At 43.9% G+C, this 22410-nt stretch carries 19 protein-coding genes, 2 tRNA genes and 3 rRNA genes; 3 read left to right on the top strand and 21 right to left on the bottom strand.

Going from position 1 to position 22410, the window contains the following annotated elements; translation table 11 throughout:
- Positions 1 to 178: 178 nt before the first annotated feature.
- On the top strand, positions 179 to 1318 hold the full coding sequence (locus GQR89_RS04520) for an HD-GYP domain-containing protein (RefSeq protein WP_158768956.1): 1140 nt from the start codon (positions 179 to 181) through the stop codon (positions 1316 to 1318).
- A gap of 58 nt (positions 1319 to 1376) precedes the next feature.
- Here GQR89_RS04520 and glnG read toward each other — a convergent pair whose 3' ends face one another.
- The 4 genes from glnG to glnA form a co-directional block, all read right to left on the bottom strand.
- Entirely contained in the window at positions 1377 to 2783 is a 1407-nt protein-coding gene (gene glnG, locus GQR89_RS04515) for a nitrogen regulation protein NR(I) (RefSeq protein WP_158768955.1), read from the bottom strand.
- A complete protein-coding gene (gene glnL, locus GQR89_RS04510; RefSeq protein WP_158768954.1) occupies positions 2780 to 3859 on the bottom strand; it encodes a nitrogen regulation protein NR(II) in 1080 nt (359 codons plus the stop codon). Before glnL ends, glnG begins: the two co-directional genes overlap by 4 nt.
- Before the next feature lie 83 nt (positions 3860 to 3942).
- A complete protein-coding gene (locus tag GQR89_RS04505) occupies positions 3943 to 4464 on the bottom strand; it encodes a DUF4124 domain-containing protein (RefSeq protein WP_158768953.1) in 522 nt (173 codons plus the stop codon).
- 249 nt (positions 4465 to 4713) lie between these two features.
- Positions 4714 to 6123 carry a glutamate--ammonia ligase gene (gene glnA, locus GQR89_RS04500; RefSeq protein ID WP_158768952.1) on the bottom strand — a complete coding sequence of 470 codons (1410 nt, stop codon included), beginning with the start codon at positions 6121 to 6123 and terminating at the stop codon, positions 4714 to 4716.
- Between the two features lie 374 nt (positions 6124 to 6497).
- Between glnA and typA the strand changes: the two genes are divergently transcribed.
- Positions 6498 to 8333 carry a translational GTPase TypA gene (gene typA, locus GQR89_RS04495; RefSeq protein WP_158768951.1) on the top strand — a complete coding sequence of 612 codons (1836 nt, stop codon included), beginning with the start codon at positions 6498 to 6500 and terminating at the stop codon, positions 8331 to 8333.
- Between the two features lie 66 nt (positions 8334 to 8399).
- On the opposite strand, the gene GQR89_RS04490 is transcribed toward typA, so the two are convergent.
- From GQR89_RS04490 to GQR89_RS04465, 6 genes are all read right to left on the bottom strand, one after another.
- A complete protein-coding gene (locus GQR89_RS04490; RefSeq protein WP_158768950.1) occupies positions 8400 to 9182 on the bottom strand; it encodes a peptidylprolyl isomerase in 783 nt (260 codons plus the stop codon).
- 556 nt (positions 9183 to 9738) lie between these two features.
- Positions 9739 to 9854, bottom strand: a 5S ribosomal RNA gene (gene rrf / locus GQR89_RS04485).
- Positions 9855 to 10025: 171 nt separating this feature from the next.
- Positions 10026 to 12910, bottom strand: a 23S ribosomal RNA gene (locus GQR89_RS04480).
- A 272-nt stretch (positions 12911 to 13182) separates the two neighbouring features.
- Positions 13183 to 13258, bottom strand: a tRNA-Ala gene (locus tag GQR89_RS04475).
- 59 nt (positions 13259 to 13317) lie between these two features.
- Positions 13318 to 13394 (bottom strand) — tRNA-Ile (locus GQR89_RS04470).
- A 127-nt stretch (positions 13395 to 13521) separates the two neighbouring features.
- Positions 13522 to 15054 (bottom strand): 16S ribosomal RNA (locus GQR89_RS04465).
- Together the 16S, 23S and 5S rRNA genes with 2 tRNA genes alongside form the textbook arrangement of a ribosomal RNA operon.
- Before the next feature lie 553 nt (positions 15055 to 15607).
- Between GQR89_RS04465 and GQR89_RS04460 the strand changes: the two genes are divergently transcribed.
- Complete coding sequence (locus GQR89_RS04460) at positions 15608 to 16381, top strand: hypothetical protein (RefSeq protein WP_158768949.1); 774 nt, start codon at positions 15608 to 15610, stop codon at positions 16379 to 16381.
- Positions 16382 to 16461: 80 nt separating this feature from the next.
- Here the strand turns inward: GQR89_RS04460 and rplQ are convergent, their stop codons facing one another.
- The 11 genes from rplQ to rplR form a co-directional block, all read right to left on the bottom strand.
- Positions 16462 to 16863 carry a 50S ribosomal protein L17 gene (gene rplQ, locus GQR89_RS04455; RefSeq protein ID WP_158768948.1) on the bottom strand — a complete coding sequence of 134 codons (402 nt, stop codon included), beginning with the start codon at positions 16861 to 16863 and terminating at the stop codon, positions 16462 to 16464.
- A gap of 41 nt (positions 16864 to 16904) precedes the next feature.
- Entirely contained in the window at positions 16905 to 17894 is a 990-nt protein-coding gene (gene rpoA, locus GQR89_RS04450; RefSeq protein WP_158768947.1) for a DNA-directed RNA polymerase subunit alpha, read from the bottom strand.
- Positions 17895 to 17917: 23 nt separating this feature from the next.
- On the bottom strand, positions 17918 to 18538 hold the full coding sequence (gene rpsD, locus GQR89_RS04445; protein WP_158768946.1) for a 30S ribosomal protein S4: 621 nt from the start codon (positions 18536 to 18538) through the stop codon (positions 17918 to 17920).
- A 24-nt stretch (positions 18539 to 18562) separates the two neighbouring features.
- Entirely contained in the window at positions 18563 to 18955 is a 393-nt protein-coding gene (rpsK, locus tag GQR89_RS04440; protein ID WP_007104307.1) for a 30S ribosomal protein S11, read from the bottom strand.
- Positions 18956 to 18967: 12 nt separating this feature from the next.
- Positions 18968 to 19324: a 30S ribosomal protein S13 gene (rpsM, locus tag GQR89_RS04435; RefSeq protein ID WP_158768945.1), complete on the bottom strand. Its 357-nt coding sequence runs from the start codon at positions 19322 to 19324 to the stop codon at positions 18968 to 18970.
- 125 nt (positions 19325 to 19449) lie between these two features.
- Positions 19450 to 19566 carry a 50S ribosomal protein L36 gene (gene rpmJ, locus GQR89_RS04430; RefSeq protein ID WP_007104309.1) on the bottom strand — a complete coding sequence of 39 codons (117 nt, stop codon included), beginning with the start codon at positions 19564 to 19566 and terminating at the stop codon, positions 19450 to 19452.
- A gap of 24 nt (positions 19567 to 19590) precedes the next feature.
- The gene (secY, locus tag GQR89_RS04425) at positions 19591 to 20910 is read right to left on the bottom strand and encodes a preprotein translocase subunit SecY (protein WP_007104310.1); all 1320 of its coding nucleotides are present in this window, start codon (positions 20908 to 20910) and stop codon (positions 19591 to 19593) included.
- 5 nt (positions 20911 to 20915) lie between these two features.
- Positions 20916 to 21350: a 50S ribosomal protein L15 gene (rplO, locus tag GQR89_RS04420; protein WP_158768944.1), complete on the bottom strand. Its 435-nt coding sequence runs from the start codon at positions 21348 to 21350 to the stop codon at positions 20916 to 20918.
- Between the two features lie 3 nt (positions 21351 to 21353).
- Positions 21354 to 21536, bottom strand: a complete 183-nt coding sequence (rpmD, locus tag GQR89_RS04415) for a 50S ribosomal protein L30 (RefSeq protein ID WP_158768943.1) — start codon at positions 21534 to 21536, stop codon at positions 21354 to 21356.
- A gap of 6 nt (positions 21537 to 21542) precedes the next feature.
- Positions 21543 to 22046: a 30S ribosomal protein S5 gene (gene rpsE / locus GQR89_RS04410; RefSeq protein ID WP_158768942.1), complete on the bottom strand. Its 504-nt coding sequence runs from the start codon at positions 22044 to 22046 to the stop codon at positions 21543 to 21545.
- A 9-nt stretch (positions 22047 to 22055) separates the two neighbouring features.
- A complete protein-coding gene (rplR, locus tag GQR89_RS04405; RefSeq protein ID WP_158768941.1) occupies positions 22056 to 22409 on the bottom strand; it encodes a 50S ribosomal protein L18 in 354 nt (117 codons plus the stop codon).
- Position 22410 lies beyond the last annotated feature (1 nt).

Raw genomic sequence — 22410 nt, 5'->3', positions numbered from 1 at the left:
CTATGGTTTAAAAGACGGCTTGATTATAACGTTATTTTCAAATTAGGATGTCTGATCAGTATCGTCTTTTAGTGGTATAGCGTTGATTTTAAGTTAAAAATCTCATTATTCTCGATTTATAGCCGATAATAATGAATATTCGTATCGCATACATACTTGGATTAGGGCGTTAGCATACATGCAACAGTTTACTCACGAAGATCTTGATGAAGACATTCTCACCGACTTGCTCGAAGAAATTAACGAGCTATACGAAGCCAGTGAACAGACCCTAATTGAACTGGAAATAAAGCCCAATGATAATGAGCTACAACGCGCATTATTTCGCTCGATACACACCATAAAAGGCGATTTGGGGCTGGTTAATTTCACCCCGATGATCCCATTATTGCAACACGTCGAAGATTTACTCGATTTTCTTCGTAAAGGCCAGATAGAGTACACCAGCAATATGAGTGATTTGGTGCTCTTGAGCATGGATCGAGTGAAAATATTTGTTGAAAACTGTATTCAAAATGGCAAGGCTGAGTATGATGCCAGCTTATTCAATTTACTTATCATCCAAATTTCGAAAATTTCCCCTAGCAATAGCGCTGAACATGACAAAATATTATCCGAAGCAGTACTGTTACTCGACCCAAGTTTAGATGTCCGAGCATTTAGTGCAGACTTACAGCATGGTGACAACCGCCCTCCTCCTTCGAAACTTGCGACAACCGGAATACCCAAACATTTAAGTCAACAAAAACATGGCGACATTTTATTTTTCCGTGAACTAATGAAGCCAATAGAAAAACGTTCAATGTATTGGAATGGACGAGGCGATCGCATCGCTAAACTAGCCGCTTATGTAAATAAAGTGGCGGGCTTGCCAATTGACGAAGATCAACTGGCTGTTGCTTGTTACATGCATGATTTCGGTATGGCATTTATGCCTATCGAAATCCTACATAAACAGGGCCGAATGACTGAAAGTGAATTTAATTTAATGCGCTCTCACGTGTATAAAAGCGCTCGCCTACTGGAACATTTAGACCACTGGGATGAAGCGCGAAAAATAGTGATGCAACATCACGAACGTACGGATGGAAGTGGTTATCCCCTTGGTTTAAAAGAAGCAGATACCTGCGATGGTGCAAAGCTACTGGGCATATTAGACACCTTTGATGCTATTACCCATAACCGAGCGCACAAAAGTCATGTAGTACATCCCAAAAAACGCGCCGTCATCGAAATTAATCGGATTAAAGACGGTCAATTTTGTCCTAAATGGCTGGGCATGTTTAATAAGTCGATGGCAGTCTTACTGACTAAATAGGCTTGCATGCAGATCCAGCATTAAGATTTATTTTTTATCAATACTGAATCTGTTTTATTTACATATTGAGTTCTTTCAGTTTTCGGGTGAGCGTATTTCGCCCCCAACCCAATCTCTTCGCTGCATCTTGTTTATGACCATGAGTGTGAAATAGCGCACGCTCAAGCAATACTCGCTCAAATACCAACATGGCTTCATCTAGAATATTATTGCGCCCAGATTGCAGTTGCTCATCAGCCCAACTGGCGAGCAAGGTTTGCCAGTCCCCTGAAGCTTCCTGGTGATCTTTACTAAGAGGTAATTCATGAATTTCGGGAGGCAAGTCATGTGGCAGCACCTCTTGACCACTAGCCATAACGGTAAGCCAGCGACAAACATTTTCTAACTGACGCACATTACCCGGCCAGGGAAGTTGCATCAGAATTTTCTTGGTCTCTTTGCTTAAACTTTTGACTTCAACACCTAACTCTATTCCTGCTTTTTGTAAAAAATGCGCCGCCAACAAGGGCACGTCTTCTTTACGTTCAGTCAAGCGTGGAATATGAATACGAATAACGTTTAACCGATGGAACAGATCTTCCCTAAACTTACCATCGGCGACCCGTTGCTCTAGATTTTGGTGTGTGGCGGCAATAATACGCACGTCAACGGTAACCGGATTATGGCCACCTACACGGTAGAATTGCCCATCTGCGAGCACCCGTAACAAACGCGTTTGCACATCCAGTGGCATATCGCCTATTTCATCCAGAAATAAGGTTCCTCCATCTGCTTGTTCAAATCGGCCTTGACGCGCATTTTGCGCACCTGTGAAAGCGCCTTTTTCATGGCCAAATAATTCTGACTCAATCAAATCAGCCGGGATTGCGGCCATATTTAGAGCTATAAATGTTTGTTTGGCTCGAGGACTGTGACGATGTAAAGCTTGAGCAACTAGCTCTTTACCTGTACCAGATTGACCGTTAATCAATACGCTGATACTCGACCGAGATAGTCGTCCAATCGCTCTGAATACCTCTTGCATAGCGGGCGCTTCGCCAATGATTTCCGTAGCTGTGGCTAGGGCTGGTCGATGATTACTTTTAGCCTGTTCACGCACATGCGTTAACGCTCTGCGCACCAACCCAACCGCTTCTTCTATATCAAAAGGTTTAGGCAAATATTCAAATGCGCCGCTTTGATAAGCATTTACCGCACTGTCAAGATCAGAGTGTGCTGTCATAATAATGACAGGAATAGACGGATAACGCTTATGTACTTCTTCAAGTAATTCCATGCCATCCATTTGTGGCATACGTATGTCTGAAACAATCACCTCTGGAGGCTGATCAGTCTGCAATTGTAAGAGAAGGTCTTCGGGATTTTCAAAACTAAAACAAGGTATATTGGCAGATTGTAACGCTTTTTGTAAAACCCAACGGATAGAACTGTCGTCATCAACAATCCAAACTGATTCTGTGCTCATGAAGTAAGCTCCTTCCTGTTAATTGGAATATATAAAGTAAATTCGGTATTTCCCGACCAACTCTCAACATCGATTTTGCCTTTATGATGGTCGATCAGCGTTTGAGCAATCGACAAGCCTAATCCGGTTCCTTCTTTTTTGCCTGTCACCATGGGGTAAAATAGGGTGTCTTTAAGTTCGGCAGGGATCCCAGGTCCGTTATCAATCAAGCTCACTCTCATGGCTAAAGGGTGACGTACGCCATGTATCGTCACTTGGCGTTCAATCCGAGTCACTACGTTGATTTTCCCGTCGCTTTGGTCACTTTGTAAAATAGCTTGCACACTATTACGCATGATATTCAGAACGGCTTGTTGCACCATATCTTGATCAATATTGCTCTCTGGTATACTTGGATCGTAATCACGTTCGATGGTAATTTCGTGACTCAAGTCAAGTTGAACTAGGGTGATTACTTTCTCAAGAACGCGATGTATATTATGACTTTGAAAATTAGGCCTCGAGTTAGGGCCCAGTAATCTATCAACCAAATTACGTAGTCTGTCTGATTGTTCAATGATCATGCGGGTGAATTCTTTTAAGCCTTCTGAGGGCAGTTCTCTCTCTAATAATTGTGCTGCCCCGCGAATTCCGCCAAGAGGATTTTTTATTTCATGGGCAAGACCCCGAATTAATTCTCGTGCAGCTTGTTGTTGAGCCCATTGTTGAGTTTCTTGGCTGATTTTTTTTTGTTTTTCGATTAAGCGTATTTCTAGCAGCAACGTCACCCCAGTAGAAGTATGAAGGCAACTTACCGTCACATCTGCATGGGTATGACGGCCATCAGCAAAACTGATCAGTACATCCCCATCGGAATACCCTTCGCCATGCTGCATATCTTGAGTAAAACGAACGAAATCCAAACTCGAATCGGCGATAAGCTGTTTAATCGGGCAATCTAACAACAAGTTTAGACTACGCTCGAACATTGCTTGAGCAGCGTGATTGGCTTCGATAATCACAAACTGCTCATTCAATAAGATGACGGCAGTCGATAAATTATCTAGCAAGGTGTCTGTTTTAATATTAAACGGCATAGGGACAACATATAATTTCGCACCAAATTGGTGCTAAGATATCTATCTCAGCTCAATACGATCCTGTGGTCAAGTGAATGATCCTACTTAGGACGGTTTAGCGCTGAAGCTTGGTGCAAATAAAACCTTTGCTTTGAAGTAGATGCAAGGACCTTGCCCGACTTGAGGGCAAATTCGATATAAAAATTATAAACACCCCGATCTAATGCAATAAGCTGAAAAGTTTCACTATTTTGGCTAATAACCAGGTCATTTAAGTGCAATTTATAAATACCTTGCACCTTCGGCGAAATAGTCGCTTTAATTGTTAAGTCACCGTTATTATTGCGGATAGTTTGTTCAGGTATAGGAGTAACGACCTTTAGTTGATAACGGGTATTCGTGGATTGTTTTATAGTTTGAGACAGTCCTTCAATACGTGGTTTCGTCATTGACTTTGAGGCTATCATCGAGCCTTTAGGTAACTCGATCGGCTTAATATTCCCTAAAGGCTTATCGGTATAAATGATTTCACCGTCATGGGTAATAACTTTGAATATGTTATCGCTTTGCGCGTTAGCATCTAATATAAAAAGTAACAATATCCATAAACGAATGACTTGCATAATTTTGGCTCATAAGAGACGAGACATCTAGTTTACCCCAATATCAAGCAAGTCGTAATTACACTATTTTGTTAAATAGATTAACTCCGGTAGTGATTCATAGCAGTCTAATAAACGGTGCAACACGCGGCGGCACTCTTTGTACAAACGACGCATATAAAAAAACCTGCTCAGAGCAGGTTTTTTAAGGTAAAAATTATGTTTCAGGTCGGCTGAATATGTTCATTCGACCCGCTACTACAGTTAATATTAAACGCTGTAGTACATGTCAAATTCAACCGGGTGTACCGATATATTTAACAATTCAACTTCTTCGCTCTTAAGGGCAATATAAGCATCGATCATGTCGTCGCTCATTACGCCACCGGCAGTTAAGAATTCACGATCACTATCTAGCGCAGATAACGCGTCTTCTAATGAAGTGGCAACAGTTGGAATTTCAGCCGCCTCTTCTGCAGGCAGATCATAAAGATCTTTATCCATTGCATCGCCAGGGTGAATTTTATTTTTTATCCCGTCAAGGCCAGCCATAAGCATGGCAGAAAATGCCAAATATGGATTAGCTGTTGGGTCAGGGAAACGCACTTCGATCCGACGCGCTCTTTCACTGCTAACATGAGGGATACGAATAGAAGCTGAACGGTTACGTGCTGAATAAGCAAGCATTACAGGCGCTTCGAAACCAGGTACTAAACGTTTGTACGAGTTAGTTGATGCATTTGCAAAAGCATTAATAGCGCGAGCATGTTTAATGATACCACCAATATAGAACAATGCATCTTCAGACATGCCGGCATATTTATCACCCGCAAAAATATTCACACCGTCTTTAGATATAGACTGGTGACAATGCATACCAGACCCATTGTCGCCAACAAGCGGTTTAGGCATAAATGTGGCAGTTTGACCATAAGCGTGGGCTACATTGTGAACAACGTACTTATAAATTTGAACTTCATCAGCCTTTTTAACTAAGGTGTTAAAAAGGAATGCGATTTCATTTTGACCAGCCGTTGCCACTTCATGGTGATGGGCTTCAACTGTCAGACCCATTTCTTCCATAACCATACACATAGCTGCACGAGTGTCATGAGAAGAATCAACAGGAGGTACTGGGAAGTAACCACCTTTCACACCTGGACGGTGAGCCATGTTCCCGTCTTCAAATTCAGCGCCTGAATTCCACTTAGCTTCTGAAGAATCAATTTTGAAGAACGAACCAGCCATATCTGTATGGAAACGAACATCATCAAACAAAAAGAATTCTGGCTCTGGGCCAAACAAAACCTTATCACCGATTCCGGTTGATTTAAGGTATTCCTCTGCCCGGCGAGCAACAGAGCGCGGATCACGGTCGTAGCCCTGCATAGTGTTTGGTTCAAGGATGTCACAACGAATGTTTACTTGTGTTTCTTCAGCAAACGGGTCCACAACCAAAGTGTCAGTATCTGGCATTAATACCATGTCAGATTCATTGATACCTTTCCAACCTGCGATAGATGAGCCATCAAACATTTTCCCTTCTTCGAAAAAATCTTCATTTACTTGATGGGCAGGAATAGAGATATGTTGCTCTTTGCCTTTAGTGTCCGTAAAGCGCAAATCTACAAATTTAGCTTCGTTTTCTTGTATAAACTGTAAAGCCTTTTCTACTGACATTTCGTCCTCCAGATTAAACGGTAATGTAAAATAACGTTGATATTGGTTAACTTAGCAATGCTCGAAGCGATAATCATGCCAACCACAATCTTGGCATAATCGCTGATATATGGCCTTTTTAAGTAAACACGGCTTGCTACGCCCAGCGCAAATGCACCAAACCGGTGATGTGACGCACCACAAAAGTGCACATCAGGAAATATAACCCTTGCGTGCTCTTTAACGTGACGCTTATTAGTGCAAATATATATTTGTAACGTTAAATATATATAAACACTAAATGGTGTTCGCAAAATGCACATTAAAACTGTACAATCCGCGCCCTATAAATTCAGTTAATGGTGGTTAAATCCACCCATACAAGAGAAACTACTATGAGCGCATCGCAAACCTCAACTGCCAACTTGAGGAACATAGCAATTATTGCCCACGTTGACCATGGAAAAACCACCTTAGTTGACAAACTTTTACAACAGTCCGGTACTCTTGAGAGCAGAGGCGCTGCTGAAGAACGGGTTATGGACTCTAACGATATCGAGAAAGAACGCGGTATTACCATACTTGCTAAAAATACTGCGATCCGTTGGAATGACTACCGCATTAATATAGTAGACACCCCAGGACACGCCGATTTCGGTGGTGAAGTGGAACGTGTAATGTCTATGGTTGATTCGGTATTGTTACTCGTTGATGCGCAAGAAGGCCCTATGCCACAAACGCGTTTTGTGACACAAAAAGCCTTTGCTCAAGGTTTAAAACCAATAGTAGTACTAAACAAAATTGACAAACCTGGTGCCCGTCCAGATTGGGTTATTGATCAAGTTTTTGATTTGTTCGACAACTTAGGCGCCACTGATGATCAGCTTGACTTCCAAGTGGTTTACGCATCGGCACTTAACGGTTGGGCGAGTTTAGACGCTGATGAACCAAGTGAAGATATGACACCACTGTTTGAAACTATTGTTAAGCACGTTAAAGCACCAAGTGGCGATATCGATAGTCCTTTCCAAATGCAAATCTCACAACTTGATTACAACTCTTATGTAGGTGTAATCGGTGTTGGTCGTATATCACGTGGTTCTGCTCGTGTTAATCAGGCAGTTACCGTTATCAGTGCTGATGGTACAAAACGTAACGGTAAGATAGGCCAGATACTAGGTTATATGGGACTAGATCGTACTGAAATTGAATTAGGTACCGTTGGTGATATCGTTGCAGTTACCGGTGTGGGCGAACTTAAAATTTCTGACACTATTTGTGATCAGAATAATGTAGAAGCGTTACCTCCTCTATCAGTTGACGAACCAACTGTAACCATGACATTCCAAGTAAACAACTCTCCATTTTGTGGTAAAGAAGGTAAATACGTTACATCACGTAATATCCTGGAGCGTTTGCAAGATGAATTGATTCACAACGTAGCCTTACGTGTTGACGAAACTGCCGATCCGGATAAATTCCGTGTATCTGGTCGTGGTGAATTGCACTTAGGTATATTGATAGAAAATATGCGTCGTGAAGGTTACGAGCTGGCAGTATCACGTCCAGAAGTAATTTTACGTGAAGTTGATGGTAAATTAGAAGAACCTTTTGAAACTGTGACCATAGATTGCGAAGAACAGCATCAAGGGTCAATCATGGAACAAATTGGCTTACGTAAAGGTGAGTTAACGAATATGTCTCCAGATGGTAAAGGCCGTATTCGTATGGACTTCATCATTCCTAGTCGTGGTTTGATCGGTTTCCAAACTGATTTCCTTACGATGACTTCAGGTTCAGGCTTGCTTTACCATACGTTTGATCATTATGGTCCTCATAAAGGTGGAAATATCGGTCAGCGTAAAAATGGTGTGTTAATTGCCAACGCTACTGGTAAAGCCCTTACTAATGCCCTGTTTAACTTGCAGGAACGTGGACGTATGTTTATCGGTCACGCGACCGAAGTATACGAAGGCATGTTGATTGGTATTCATACACGTGAAAACGATTTGACGGTTAACGCTCTTAAAGGCAAGCAATTAACTAACGTGCGCTCTTCGGGTACAGATGAAGCACAAACGTTAATTCCGCCTATCGTTATGTCACTTGAACAAGCTTTAGAGTTTATCGATAATGATGAGCTAGTAGAAGTTACCCCTAAAAGCATTCGATTACGTAAGAAACTACTTACTGAAAATGATCGTAAACGTGCGGGTCGCTCAAAAGAGTAATTGTTTAAAATCCAATAAAAAACGGCTCTCTAGAGCCGTTTTTTTATATCTATAAAATAGGGTTTGTTAATTAAATACTCTGCGTCTGCAACCCAGTACAACTAACGCTAATAACCCCCATAACCCAACACTGCCGCCAGACCCCCCTGAGCTAGAATCAGCGCTGCTATTTTGTACTAGCAAGGTGTTGGTAGTGGGTGTTAATTCAGAATGCGTCACAATAGCTCTATCAATCACAACTACATCACTAATAATAACCAAATTATCGCTGGTAATGCCTACTCCAGCTGTAGCTTGTGCTTGGCTATAATCGCGCAAAGGGGCAGCGCTGGCTTCACCTCCTAGATTAAATCTTTCCAAAGCAGCAATGGCATCGATGATTTCCATGTCATCACCTAATACTTGACCAAAGACTGTGAAACCACCATTTTGCATATCTAGATTAGTGCTATTATCGCTGACGTTAATAAACCACTGAGAGGTGGCACTATTGGCATTACCAGCCAACTTAGCCATGGCAATAGTACCGCGTCGATTAGAGAGTAAAGGCTCATTTTGTATGGCACTGCCAGCAGGTACTGTATCTAGCGGTAACATATCGTTGTATTGGAAACCACCTGCTTGCACCACGAACCCTGGTTCAGAACGATGCACTACATTGTTGAAATACGCTCCAGAATCAACATACGTCAAAAAATTCGCTACCGTTTGCGGAGTTGTATTGTCGAATAAGTTAACGCTCACATCACCAAGCACCGTTTTTATTTGTACTTCAGTTGCATTCGCTAGTCCTAATGACGCAGTGGATAACGTAGCGACTATGGCTAACGTGGAAAATTGAAATCTCATAAACAGCTTATACTTCGCATAAATTAAGGTAACTCTATATTAATAGATTCTTATCTCAGAAAACTTAACAATTTCTAATCATTTTTAGATAATCCTTTAGGGACGAATATGCATCTGGTATTCCTAAGTTAATTTAGCTGACATTTGTTTGCGCACAGATAACAACATTATTGCTATATATGCATTGAAAAGATTTTGTAGCAATGCAAAGCATCTGCCCATAAATTAAATACCAGACATAAAAAAGGGCTACCCCAGTCGCTGCGCGATTGAGGATAGCCTTTCTTCTTAATGGGACGCTGGCTGTGTTTTTCGCTAATCGGATACCGCTAATCGGATATCGCGTATCGGATACCGCGTATTACGTGAACCAGTATTGCATGGGATCCCCCGCATCACACTCGATGGATTAGGTTTCTCATAAGGGAGTGGCATTGCGCGATGGCGCTTTAGAATAAAGCCACCTTGATGATGCTGTGTAGATTGTCTTGGGTATTTTCGTTAGCCCAGAAACGAAAAAAGCCACCCGATTAAGGTGGCTTTGTTCTAAATGGGAGTCTGGCAGTGTGCTACTCTCGCATGGGGAAACCCCATACTACCATCGCCGCTAATGCGTTTCACTTCTGAGTTCGAGATGGGATCAGGTGGGGCCGCATCGCTATGGCCGCCAGACATAAACTGTTATCTATCAAGCTTGCGCTCAATAAATCAATATGTAAAAAGCTGATGCCGTTCCTTTTCAGGTCAGGCCGTAATCATCGCTAAATCTCTTTAGTCTTACTCTTGATTATCAATACTTGTCTTCATACTTACGCAAATAACATAAAGCTACTTGGGCGTTGTATGGTTAAGCCTCACGGGCAATTAGTACAGGTTAGCTTAACGCCTTGCAACGCTTCCACACCCTGCCTATCAACGTCGTAGTCTTCAACAACCCTTTAGGACAATTAAATTGCCAGGGATGACTCATCTTAGGGCTCGCTTCCCGCTTAGATGCTTTCAGCGGTTATCGATTCCGAACGTAGCTACCGGGCAATGCCATTGGCATGACAACCCGAACACCAGCGGTTCGTCCACTCCGGTCCTCTCGTACTAGGAGCAGCTCCCTTCAATCATCCAACGCCCACACCAGATAGGGACCGAACTGTCTCACGACGTTCTAAACCCAGCTCGCGTACCACTTTAAATGGCGAACAGCCATACCCTTGGGACCGACTTCAGCCCCAGGATGTGATGAGCCGACATCGAGGTGCCAAACACCGCCGTCGATATGAACTCTTGGGCGGTATCAGCCTGTTATCCCCGGAGTACCTTTTATCCGTTGAGCGATGGCCCTTCCATACAGAACCACCGGATCACTATGACCTACTTTCGTACCTGCTCGACGTGTCTGTCTCGCAGTTAAGCTGGCTTATGCCATTGCACTAACCTCCTGATGTCCGACCAGGATTAGCCAACCTTCGTGCTCCTCCGTTACTCTTTGGGAGGAGACCGCCCCAGTCAAACTACCCACCAGGCACTGTCCGCAACCCCGATAAGGGGTCAACGTTAGAACATCAAACATACAAGGGTGGTATTTCAAGGTTGACTCCACATCATCTGGCGACGATGCTTCGAAGTCTCCCACCTATCCTACACATGTAGGGTCAATGTTCAGTGCCAAGCTATAGTAAAGGTTCACGGGGTCTTTCCGTCTAGGTGCGGGTACACAGCATCTTCACTGCGATTTCAATTTCACTGAGTCTCGGGTGGAGACAGCGTGGCCATGGTTACACCATTCGTGCAGGTCGGAACTTACCCGACAAGGAATTTCGCTACCTTAGGACCGTTATAGTTACGGCCGCCGTTTACCGGGGCTTCGATCAAGAGCTTCGCTTGCGCTAACCCCATCAATTAACCTTCCGGCACCGGGCAGGTGTCACACCGTATACGTCATCTTTCGATTTAGCACAGTGCTGTGTTTTTAATAAACAGTCCCAGCCACCTTTTCACTGCGGCCCCCATTCGCTCATGAAGCAAGTTCAATCACAAACAGGGGCGTACCTTCTCCCGAAGTTACGGTACGATTTTGCCGAGTTCCTTCACCCGAGTTCTCTCAAGCGCCTTAGTATTCTCTACCTGACCACCTGTGTCGGTTTGGGGTACGGTTCGATATATCATAAGTTTAGAGGCTTTTCCTGGAAGCAGGGTATTTGCAACTTCAATTCCGTAGAATCTCGTCTCGTGTCTCAGGCATGTAGAATCCCGGATTTACCTAAGATTCAACCCTACACACTTTCACATAGACTACCAACGCTATGCTTGCATAACCTTCTCCGTCCCCCCATCACTGATATACCAAGTACGGAAATATTAATCCGTTTCCCATCGACTACGCATTTCTGCCTCGCCTTAGGGGCCGACTTACCCTGCCCTGATTAGCATGGGACAGGAAACCTTGGTCTTCCGGCGTGGGAGTTTTTCACTCCCATTATCGTTACTCATGTCAGCATTCGCACTTGTGATATGTCCAGCAAACCTCTCAGTTCACCTTCAGCCACTTACACAACGCTCCCCTACCACGCAAAGTAAACTTTGCGTCCGCAGCTTCGGTATATTGCTTAGCCCCGTTACATCTTCCGCGCAGGCCGACTCGACTAGTGAGCTATTACGCTTTCTTTAAAGGGTGGCTGCTTCTAAGCCAACCTCCTAGCTGTCTTAGCCTTCCCACATCGTTTCCCACTTAGCAATAATTTTGGGACCTTAGCTGGCGGTCTGGGTTGTTTCCCTCTTCACGACGGACGTTAGCACCCGCCGTGTGTCTCCCGGATAGTACTCACTGGTATTCGGAGTTTGCAAAGGGTTGGTAAGTCGGGATGACCCCCTAGCCTTAACAGTGCTCTACCCCCAGTGGTATTCGTCCGAGGCGCTACCTAAATAGCTTTCGGGGAGAACCAGCTATCTCCCGGTTTGATTGGCCTTTCACCCCCAGCCACAAGTCATCCGCTAACTTTTCAACGTTAGTCGGTTCGGTCCTCCAGTTGATGTTACTCAACCTTCAACCTGCCCATGGCTAGATCACCGGGTTTCGGGTCTATACCTTGCAACTAAAACGCGCAGTTAACACTCGCTTTCGCTACGGCTCCCCTATTCGGTTAACCTCGCTACAAAATATAAGTCGCTGACCCATTATACAAAAGGTACGCAGTCACAGAACAAGTCTGCTCCTACTGCTTGTACGTATACGGTTTCAGGTTCTATTTCACTCCCCTCACAGGGGTTCTTTTCGCCTTTCCCTCACGGTACTAGTTCACTATCGGTCAGTTAGGAGTATTTAGCCTTGGAGGATGGTCCCCCCATGTTCAGTCAAGATAACTCGTGTCCCGACCTACTCGATTTCACTTAAAATTCGCGTTCGTGTACAGGGCTATCACCTTGTATCGCTGTGCTTTCCAACACATTCCACTCGCTTGTAATTAGCTTAAGGGCTAATCCCCGTTCGCTCGCCGCTACTAGGGGAATCTCGGTTGATTTCTTTTCCTAAGGGTACTTAGATGTTTCAGTTCCCCTCGTTTGCCTCGTACAGCTATGTATTCACTGTACGATACCGCCGAAGCGGTGGGTTTCCCCATTCGGATATTTGTGGATCAAAGCATTTTGTCGGCTCCCCACAACTTTTCGCAGACTTACACGTCCTTCATCGCCTCTAACTGCCTAGGCATCCACCGTATACGCTTAGTCACTTAACCATACAACCCCAAATAACCTTTTATTTATTTGACGTACAGACATTACCAACAACCGAAGTTATTAGCATTTCTGCTTTGTATGCGTGACAAGTATTCATTTTCAAATCAGATAGAGTAAGCTCTTAAAAGAGTTCTCTTAGTTTTGATTACTTTATCAGCTTTCCATATTGTTAAAGAACATTTAGCGTTTAAAAAACCCTAATCAATAGATACTTAATAAGTACGTATTGATTAAGGCTTAGCTTTGTGCGAGCAAGACCGTCCACATTAAGTGGTGGAGCCAAGCAGGATCGAACTGCTGACCTCCTGCGTGCAAGGCAGGCGCTCTCCCAGCTGAGCTATGGCCCCGCATAACTATGCAGGTCGATGCGGTCACATCGATATCTTTTCTAACTAACGAAAAGATTTGGTAGGCTTGGGCAGACTTGAACTGCCGACCTCACCCTTATCAGGGGTGCGCTCTAACCAGCTGAGCTACAAGCCTATTCTTACGAACGCTTTCGCTTTCGCATTATAGTTGCTTGTTACCCAAGCATTTCTTTTTTGCTCTTCTTTACTAACAACAAAATAATCTGTGTGAACACTCGACCTGATGAGGCCTAACCTAATAGTAAGGAGGTGATCCAACCCCAGGTTCCCCTAGGGTTACCTTGTTACGACTTCACCCCAGTCATGAATCACAAAGTGGTAACCGTCCTCCCGAAGGTTAAACTAGCTACTTCTTTTGCAACCCACTCCCATGGTGTGACGGGCGGTGTGTACAAGGCCCGGGAACGTATTCACCGCAACATTCTGATTTGCGATTACTAGCGATTCCGACTTCATGGAGTCGAGTTGCAGACTCCAATCCGGACTACGACGAGCTTTAAGGGATCCGCTTACTCTCGCAAGTTTGCTTCCCTCTGTACTCGCCATTGTAGCACGTGTGTAGCCCTACTCGTAAGGGCCATGATGACTTGACGTCGTCCCCACCTTCCTCCGGTTTGTCACCGGCAGTCTCCTTAGAGTGCCCAACTTAAGGCTGGCAACTAAGGACAAGGGTTGCGCTCGTTGCGGGACTTAACCCAACATCTCACGACACGAGCTGACGACAGCCATGCAGCACCTGTATCTAGATTCCCGAAGGCACCAATTCATCTCTGAAAAGTTTCTAGTATGTCAAGAGTAGGTAAGGTTCTTCGCGTTGCATCGAATTAAACCACATGCTCCACCGCTTGTGCGGGCCCCCGTCAATTCATTTGAGTTTTAACCTTGCGGCCGTACTCCCCAGGCGGTCTACTTATCGCGTTAGCTTCGCTACTCACGGATTAAATCCACAAACAGCTAGTAGACAGCGTTTACGGTGTGGACTACCAGGGTATCTAATCCTGTTCGCTACCCACACTTTCGCACATGAGCGTCAGTTACTGACCAGGGAGTCGCCTTCGCCACTGATGTTCCTCCAGATATCTACGCATTTCACCGCTACACCTGGAATTCCACTCCCCTCTCCAAAACTCTAGCCTGCCAGTTCTAAATGCAATTCCCAGGTTGAGCCCAGGGCTTTCACATCTAGCTTAACAAACCGCCTGCGTGCGCTTTACGCCCAGTAATTCCGATTAACGCTCGGACCCTCCGTATTACCGCGGCTGCTGGCACGGAGTTAGCCGGTCCTTCTTCTGTTGCTAACGTCACAGCTAACGGGTATTAACCGTTAACCTTTCCTCACAACTGAAAGTGCTTTACAACCCGAAGGCCTTCTTCACACACGCGGCATGGCTGCATCAGGCTTGCGCCCATTGTGCAATATTCCCCACTGCTGCCTCCCGTAGGAGTCTGGACCGTGTCTCAGTTCCAGTGTGGCTGATCTTCCTCTCAGAACAGCTAGAGATCGTCGCCTTGGTGAGCCTTTACCCCACCAACAAGCTAATCTCGCTTAGGCTACTCTTTGCGCGGGAGCCGAAGCCCCCTTTGGTCCGAAGACATTATGCGGTATTAGCTATCGTTTCCAATAGTTATCCCCCACGCAAAGGCATATTCCTAAGTATTACTCACCCGTCCGCCACTCGTCATCTTCTAGCAAGCTAGAAATGTTACCGTTCGACTTGCATGTGTTAGGCCTGCCGCCAGCGTTCAATCTGAGCCATGATCAAACTCTTCAATTAAATATTTATCGAACATGAATTTTTTTTGGTAGACACTCATCAAGTGAGTGCCCACACAGATTATTTTGTTATTAATTGTTAAAGAGCAGTGCTACTTCGTAGCGTGCTTCCGGAGAAGCGGCTTAAGATGCTGTCCGAAGACCCTCTTAAGCGGGAGGCGTATAATACGCTCTCAAGTTTCGATGTCAAGGCTTTAACTTCATTTAATTTCGAATCAATTTTTGACGTAAATCTCAAACCGAATCAGCAAACTAAACTGCCCTGCATCACGCTAACCACTTGACTCCGAAGAGTCCGCAATTACCTGGGTAAACCCAGTGTCGGTGCAGCTGTTTTAGCGGCTGTCCCGAAGCGAGAGGCGCATTATAGAGATAGATTGAATTAGGTCAATACTTTATTGCCATAAAAATGAAATAAACCTATTGCAGAATGTTTTTTGAACAAAATGAGTAGATTACTGTCTATTTAGTAAATTTGTTGTTAAGTTTAAACTATCAAATGGCACGGATGTCATAACGTAGAAGTTAGTTTTAGTTATTGGATATCTGAGAAAATGAAAAAAATAATAAAAATCGCCATTATTGCAGGGTTAGTATCGACTGCGTTAAATATTAAAGCGCAACAAGAAGAGTCAGTGTCGACTGAAGATGGTCACTCTAGTAACACGTTTTTAAAACGTCAACTTGAGCAAAACCTGTCAATCGGACGAGCGGTAAAAAGTATCGTTAGTAACTATCCGCAAGAAGCGTCTAACGTAGTCAGTACTGCACTCGATATGTATCCAGAAAAGTACCAAGAAATTATTCACGCGGCGATTTCAGCTCAGCCTATGTTAACTGAAGATATTGTTAAAATAGCGCTTGAAAAGAATATTGCCAGTTGTGCCAATATAGTCAAAACGGCAATTAATGCTGAACCAAGCTATATAGATTTTGTTGTGACAGCCGCGGCAAATTCTACACCTGAAGAGCTAAATGAAATTGTTCGCGTTGCGGTGATTACCGAACCTGATTCAGCGGACTTCATTGTTCAGTCTTTAGCACAACAGCATCCTAATAAAATTGTCGAGATCTTAAGTTCAGCAATCGAAGCAGTTCCGCTTGTTGGGGAATATGTTGTGGAAGCATTATTAGCTATCTTCCCTAACGATGCAGAAAGTGTGGTAAGTACAGCGGTGCGCGAGTCTGCTTCTGAGCGAGATAATGTAAAAAGGATTATTGAGACGGCTCAGAATTTTGGTCTTGATGAACAGAGCATATATAAGTACGCAAAAGAAGGTGGCGCAACTGATGAGGAAATTACTGCAGCGCTAGCCCATAAGAACTAACTATTACGTAGGCATCGTATTACAGAATTACAGATATAAAAAAACCGGATTAAAATCCGGTTTTTTTATGGTTTGAATTACTATTCCGCAGTTGCGTCTTCAATCTCAACGACTTCTTCCACTTCTGGACGGTCTACTAATTCAACATATGCCATAGGAGCATTGTCTCCGGTACGGAAACCACATTTTAGAATGCGGATGTATCCACCAGGACGCTCTTCATAGCGTGGGCCAAGTTCATTAAATAACTTACCTACAACTTCTTTATCACCAGTACGTGCAAAAGCCAAACGACGATTTGCTACACTGTCTTGCTTAGCAAGTGTAATAAGAGGTTCAATTACGCGACGTAGTTCTTTCGCTTTAGGAAGAGTTGTTTTAATTAATTCACTCTTCACTAATGAGCCAGCCATGTTGCGAAACATCGCTTGACGGTGGCTACTATTACGATTCAACTGACGACCACTCTTACGATGGCGCATAGTCCTATCCTTCTTTAAAAATCAGTTTATATAAAATCTGATTAATCTTTTTCTGCGATGCTTTCTGGTGGCCAGTTCTCTAAGCGCATGCCTAGTGAAAGTCCACGAGAAGCTAGTACGTCTTTAATCTCAGTAAGAGATTTTTTACCTAAGTTAGGAGTTTTTAACAACTCAACTTCGGTGCGTTGTACTAGATCACCAATATACTGTATTGCTTCTGCCTTAAGACAGTTTGCAGAACGTACAGTAAGCTCTAAATCATCAACTGGACGAAGAAGAATCGGATCAAATTCCGGTTTCTCTTCTTTCTCAACAGGTTCTGACATATCACGAAGTTCAACAAATGCGTCAAGTTGCTCAGCTAAAATAGTAGCTGAACGACGAATTGCCTCTTCGGGATCGATAGTACCGTTGGTTTCCATATCGATAACTAGCTTGTCTAAATCTGTGCGTTGTTCAACACGAGCAGATTCAACATTGTACGAAATACGTGATACTGGACTAAATGAAGCATCAACCAATAAACGGCCAATTGGGCGATCATCTTCTTCAGAAGAGCGACGAGTTGACGCTGGAACGTACCCACGACCCATTTCTACTTTAATACGCATGCTGAGTTCAGCTTCGCCAGTTAAAGTACAAAGGACATGACTTGGGTTTACGATTTCAACATCACCATCATGCTGGATGTCTCCAGCTAATACTGGGCCCGCACCGGACTTCACTAATGTTAGTGTTGCTTCGGTTTTGCCTTCAAGACGTACCGCCAAACCTTTAAGGTTAAGCAATATTTCAATAACGTCTTCTTGAACGCCTTCTTTGGTGCTGTACTCGTGCAACACACCATCGATTTCAACTTCAGTCACTGCACAACCTGGCATAGATGACAAAAGAATACGACGTAGCGCGTTACCCAATGTATGACCAAAACCACGCTCTAAGGGCTCTAAAGTTACCTTTGCACGTGTAGGCGAAACGTTATCAATTTCAACTAACCTTGGTTTTAAGAATTCAGTTACAGAACCCGACATTGTTACCTCTCTTCTTTAAAGCTTTACTTAGAGTAAAGTTCGACAATCAACTGTTCGTTTATATCCGCAGACAAATCAGTTCTTTCAGGAACACGTTTAAATGTGCCTTCCATCTTTTTGCTGTCCACTTCAATCCAAGTTGGTTTCTCACGTTGCTCAGCAAGCTCTAAAGCAGAAACAATACGAGCTTGTTTTTTAGCTTTTTCGCGAACAGATACAACATCATCAGCAGAAACATTAAAAGAAGGAACGTTAACAACTTGTCCGTTGACCAAAATTGCTTTATGGCTTACTAGTTGACGCGCTTCAGAGCGAGTACTAGCAAAACCAATACGGTAAACAACATTGTCTAAACGTTGCTCTAAAAGTTGCAACAAGTTTTCACCTGTATTGCCTTTTAAGCGAGCCGCTTCTTTGTAATAGTTACGGAATTGCTTTTCAAGAACACCGTACATACGACGAACTTTTTGCTTTTCACGTAATTGAACACCGTAATCAGACAAACGTCCACGACGTGCGCCGTGTTGACCAGGTGGGTTATCAATTTTACATTTTGATTCGATTGCTCGAACGCCACTTTTCAGGAACAAATCTGTTCCTTCACGGCGGCTAAGTTTGAGTTTTGGACCCAAATATCTTGCCATTATCTTTCTCCAACAGTCCGTCGATTAAACGCGACGTTTTTTCGGTGGACGACAACCGTTGTGAGGAATAGGCGTCACATCGGTAATATTAGTGATTTTATAACCAGCAGCATTCAAAGCACGGATAGCAGATTCACGACCTGGACCTGGACCTTTAACGAATACTTCTAGATTTTTCAAACCGTAATCCTGAGCGGCTATACCAGCACGTTCAGCAGCTACCTGAGCAGCAAAAGGGGTAGATTTACGTGAACCACGGAAACCAGAACCACCAGATGTAGCCCAAGACAAAGCGTTGCCTTGACGATCTGTAATTGTCACTATTGTGTTGTTGAAAGACGCATGGATATGAGCCATACCGTCAGCAACTTGACGTTTTGCGCGCTTTCGCGTGCTTTTAGTAGGAGCTTTAGCCATTATATTCCCCGCTTACTTTTTAATTGCTTTGCGAGGACCTTTACGGGTACGCGCATTAGTTTTAGTGCGCTGACCACGTAGAGGAAGACTACGACGGTGGCGAATACCACGGAAGCAACCTAGGTCCATCAAACGTTTAATACTCATTGATACTTCACGACGAAGATCACCTTCGACAGTGAATTTCGCAACTTCGTCACGCAATTTATCAATTTGCTCTTCATCAAGATCTTTAATCTTGGTTGTCTCTGCAACACCAGATGCTTCACAAATGCTTTGTGCACGTGTAGAGCCTACACCGAAGATCGCGGTTAACGCGATTACAGTATGCTTGTGTTCAGGGATGTTAATGCCAGCGATACGGGCCATTAACAGTACTCCTCATAGTTTATGTCATCAGCCTAAAAAGCCCGATAGGATACTTACCCGATGACAAAATTGCAAATTAAGGTTTGCGGACACTATCGTATTTAGCAATTCCGCAAACCATTCGATTAACCTTGCCTTTGCTTATGCTTAGGGTCGGAACTGCAAATCACACGCACAACACCGTTGCGCTTAATGACTTTACAGTTACGGCAAATCCGCTTGACGGATGCACGAACTTTCATTTCATCACTCCGTAAATCGCTATCTTAACGGCCGTAGCCCTTAAGGTTAGCTTTCTTAAGAACAGACTCATATTGATGAGACATCAAATGTGTCTGCACTTGTGCCATAAAGTCCATGATAACCACTACCATAATAAGTAATGAGGTCCCACCGAAATAAAACGGTACGTTCCAAGCTATCAACATGAATTCAGGCACCAAACAAATAAAGGTTATATAAAGCGCGCCAGCTAGGGTTAGGCGAGTCATTACCTTATCAACATATCGTGAAGTCTGTTCACCAGGACGAATCCCTGGAACAAACGCACCGGACTTCTTCAAGTTGTCTGCTGTTTCGCGAGGGTTGAAAACCAACGCTGTATAGAAGAAACAAAAGAAGATAATCGCAGCAGCGTAAAACATCACATACAAAGGTTGTCCAGGGGACAACATCAATGCCACTTCTTGTAACCAAGAGAATGACTCATTCTGTCCAAACCAATTTGCAATGGTACCAGGAAACAAAATGATGCTAGACGCGAAAATCGGTGGAATAACACCTGCCATATTCACTTTTAACGGTAAATGTGTGCTTTGAGCTGCGAAGACCTTACGGCCTTGCTGACGTTTAGCATAGTTAACGACGATACGACGCTGACCACGTTCTACGAATACAACAAAGTACGTTATAGCAATTATTATTACGCCGATAAGTAACAAGAACAATAAGTTCAAATCACCTTGACGTGCTTGTTCTGCTGTTTGGCCTATGGCCGTTGGCAAACCAGACACAATACCCGCGAAAATCAATATAGAAATACCGTTACCGATACCTCTCTCTGTAATTTGCTCACCCAACCACATTAAAAACATGGTACCGGTAACCAAACTGACAACAGCTGTAAAGTAAAAACCAAAACCTGGATTAATCACCAAACCTGATATCAAGTTAGGTAGATTTGTCGCAATACCAATTGCTTGGAATGTTGCCAATACCAACGTGAAATAACGTGTGTATTGACTAATTTTGCGACGACCTGCTTCGCCTTCTTTTTTAAGTTCCATCATCGGTGGATGCATTACTGTCAGCAACTGGATGATAATGGAAGCCGTAATGTATGGCATTATACCCAGGGCAAGAACCGAGGCGCGCTCAAGTGCACCACCAGAGAACATGTTAAACATTTCTACGATGGTACCCTTCTGCTGGTCGAATAAATCAGCCAGCACCGCGGCGTCGATACCAGGAATAGGCACATATGAGCCAAGCCTAAACACAATTATCGCACCAAGTACGAACAACAATCTTGATTTAAGCTCACTCAAGCCGCCTTTTGCGCTTGAATTTGATCCTGGTTTAGCCATCTAGCTTATTCCTCTACCTTACCGCCGGCCGCTTCGATTAATTCGCGCGCGCCTTTTGTAACCTTCAAACCATTGATAGTAACAGCTCGTGAAATTTCACCGCTCTTAAGCACTTTAACGTACAACATTTCTTTCTTAACAAGACCTGCTGCTTTTAAAGTTTCAAGTGAAACCACTTCACCCTCTACCTTCGCAATTTCGCTCAACGTTACTTGGTCAGAAACCAAAGATTTACGTGAAGTGAAACCGAACTTAGGTAGACGACGCTGAATCGGCATTTGTCCGCCTTCAAAACCAGGTTTTACAGAACCGCCTGAGCGAGACTTTTGACCTTTGTGACCACGGCCACCAGTTTTTCCAAGGCCTGAACCCATACCACGACCAACGCGCTTACTAGATTTTTTTGCTCCTGGTGCGGGAGCAAGAGTATTTAAATGCATCTGTTACTCCTCCACTACTTCAACCATGTAAAATACACGGTTGATCATGCCACGAACAGAAGGGGTATCTTCGAGTTCACGAATATGACCGATGCGACGTAAACCTAGACCCGTAAGAGTCGCCTTATGTTTCGGAAGGCGACCAATAGCGCTTTTGGTTTGCTTAACTTTTATCATCTTAGTCATGTTCAATTACCCCAAAATCTGATGTACAGACAATCCACGTTTGGCTGCAACTTGCTCAGGCGAAGTCATTTCTGTCAACGCATTGATAGTTGCACGCACAACGTTAATTGGATTGGTTGATCCGTAACATTTTGAAAGTACGTTTTGTACGCCAGCGACTTCAAGTACTGCACGCATCGCACCACCGGCAATAATACCAGTACCTTCTGATGCAGGCTGCATGTAGACTTTTGAGCCTGAATGACGACCTTTAATTGCATGCTGTAGTGTGTTGCCATTAAGATCAACGTCCACAAGATTGCGGCGCGCTTTTTCCATAGCTTTCTGGATTGCAGCAGGCACTTCACGTGCTTTACCGTAACCAAAACCAACACGACCGTTACCGTCTCCTACTACTGTTAAAGCAGTAAAGCTAAAGATACGACCACCTTTAACTACTTTGGATACACGGTTTACAGCGATTAGCTTTTCTAACAGGTCACCCTGTTGTTGAACTTCTACTTTAGCCATAATTAACTCCTAGAACTGAAGACCTGCTTCACGAGCAGCATCAGCCAATGCCTTAACTCGACCGTGATACTTAAAACCGCTGCGATCGAATGCGACAATTTTAATGCCTTTTTCGATAGCTCGTTCTGCAATCGCTTTGCCAACTGCTACAGCAGCTTCTGCATTACCCGTTGATTTAACGGTAGTGCGAAGTTCTGCTTCAACAGTAGAAGCCGCCGCCAACACCTGTGAACCGCAAGGAGCGATTAACTGAGCGTATATATGGCGTGGTGTGCGGTTAATAACCAAGCGATGCGCGGCCAGTTCACTAATTTTTTTGCGTCCACGTGTAGCGCGGCGCAAGCGAGCTGTTTTCTTATCCATC

The organism is Paraglaciecola sp. L1A13 (genome assembly GCF_009796745.1).
Taxonomy (GTDB): domain Bacteria; phylum Pseudomonadota; class Gammaproteobacteria; order Enterobacterales; family Alteromonadaceae; genus Paraglaciecola.
Note: the sequence above shows the minus strand (reverse complement) of the source record. Positions and strands in the feature narration are given on the sequence as shown.

Coding starts and splice junctions, on each gene's coding strand:
- rplO (WP_158768944.1), bottom strand. CDS start 21,350: ATGCATTTAAATACTCTTGCTCCCGCACCAGGAGCAAAAAAATCTAGT.
- glnL (WP_158768954.1), bottom strand. CDS start 3,859: ATGCCGTTTAATATTAAAACAGACACCTTGCTAGATAATTTATCGACT.
- glnG (WP_158768955.1), bottom strand. CDS start 2,783: ATGAGCACAGAATCAGTTTGGATTGTTGATGACGACAGTTCTATCCGT.
- GQR89_RS04505 (WP_158768953.1), bottom strand. CDS start 4,464: ATGCAAGTCATTCGTTTATGGATATTGTTACTTTTTATATTAGATGCT.
- rpmJ (WP_007104309.1), bottom strand. CDS start 19,566: ATGAAAGTTCGTGCATCCGTCAAGCGGATTTGCCGTAACTGTAAAGTC.
- rplR (WP_158768941.1), bottom strand. CDS start 22,409: ATGGATAAGAAAACAGCTCGCTTGCGCCGCGCTACACGTGGACGCAAA.
- rpsM (WP_158768945.1), bottom strand. CDS start 19,324: ATGGCCCGTATCGCTGGCATTAACATCCCTGAACACAAGCATACTGTA.
- rpmD (WP_158768943.1), bottom strand. CDS start 21,536: ATGACTAAGATGATAAAAGTTAAGCAAACCAAAAGCGCTATTGGTCGC.
- secY (WP_007104310.1), bottom strand. CDS start 20,910: ATGGCTAAACCAGGATCAAATTCAAGCGCAAAAGGCGGCTTGAGTGAG.
- rpoA (WP_158768947.1), bottom strand. CDS start 17,894: ATGTCGGGTTCTGTAACTGAATTCTTAAAACCAAGGTTAGTTGAAATT.
- glnA (WP_158768952.1), bottom strand. CDS start 6,123: ATGTCAGTAGAAAAGGCTTTACAGTTTATACAAGAAAACGAAGCTAAA.
- GQR89_RS04520 (WP_158768956.1), top strand. CDS start 179: ATGCAACAGTTTACTCACGAAGATCTTGATGAAGACATTCTCACCGAC.
- GQR89_RS04490 (WP_158768950.1), bottom strand. CDS start 9,182: ATGAGATTTCAATTTTCCACGTTAGCCATAGTCGCTACGTTATCCACT.
- rpsE (WP_158768942.1), bottom strand. CDS start 22,046: ATGGCTAAAGTAGAAGTTCAACAACAGGGTGACCTGTTAGAAAAGCTA.
- GQR89_RS04460 (WP_158768949.1), top strand. CDS start 15,608: ATGAAAAAAATAATAAAAATCGCCATTATTGCAGGGTTAGTATCGACT.
- rpsD (WP_158768946.1), bottom strand. CDS start 18,538: ATGGCAAGATATTTGGGTCCAAAACTCAAACTTAGCCGCCGTGAAGGA.
- rpsK (WP_007104307.1), bottom strand. CDS start 18,955: ATGGCTAAAGCTCCTACTAAAAGCACGCGAAAGCGCGCAAAACGTCAA.
- rplQ (WP_158768948.1), bottom strand. CDS start 16,863: ATGCGCCATCGTAAGAGTGGTCGTCAGTTGAATCGTAATAGTAGCCAC.
- typA (WP_158768951.1), top strand. CDS start 6,498: ATGAGCGCATCGCAAACCTCAACTGCCAACTTGAGGAACATAGCAATT.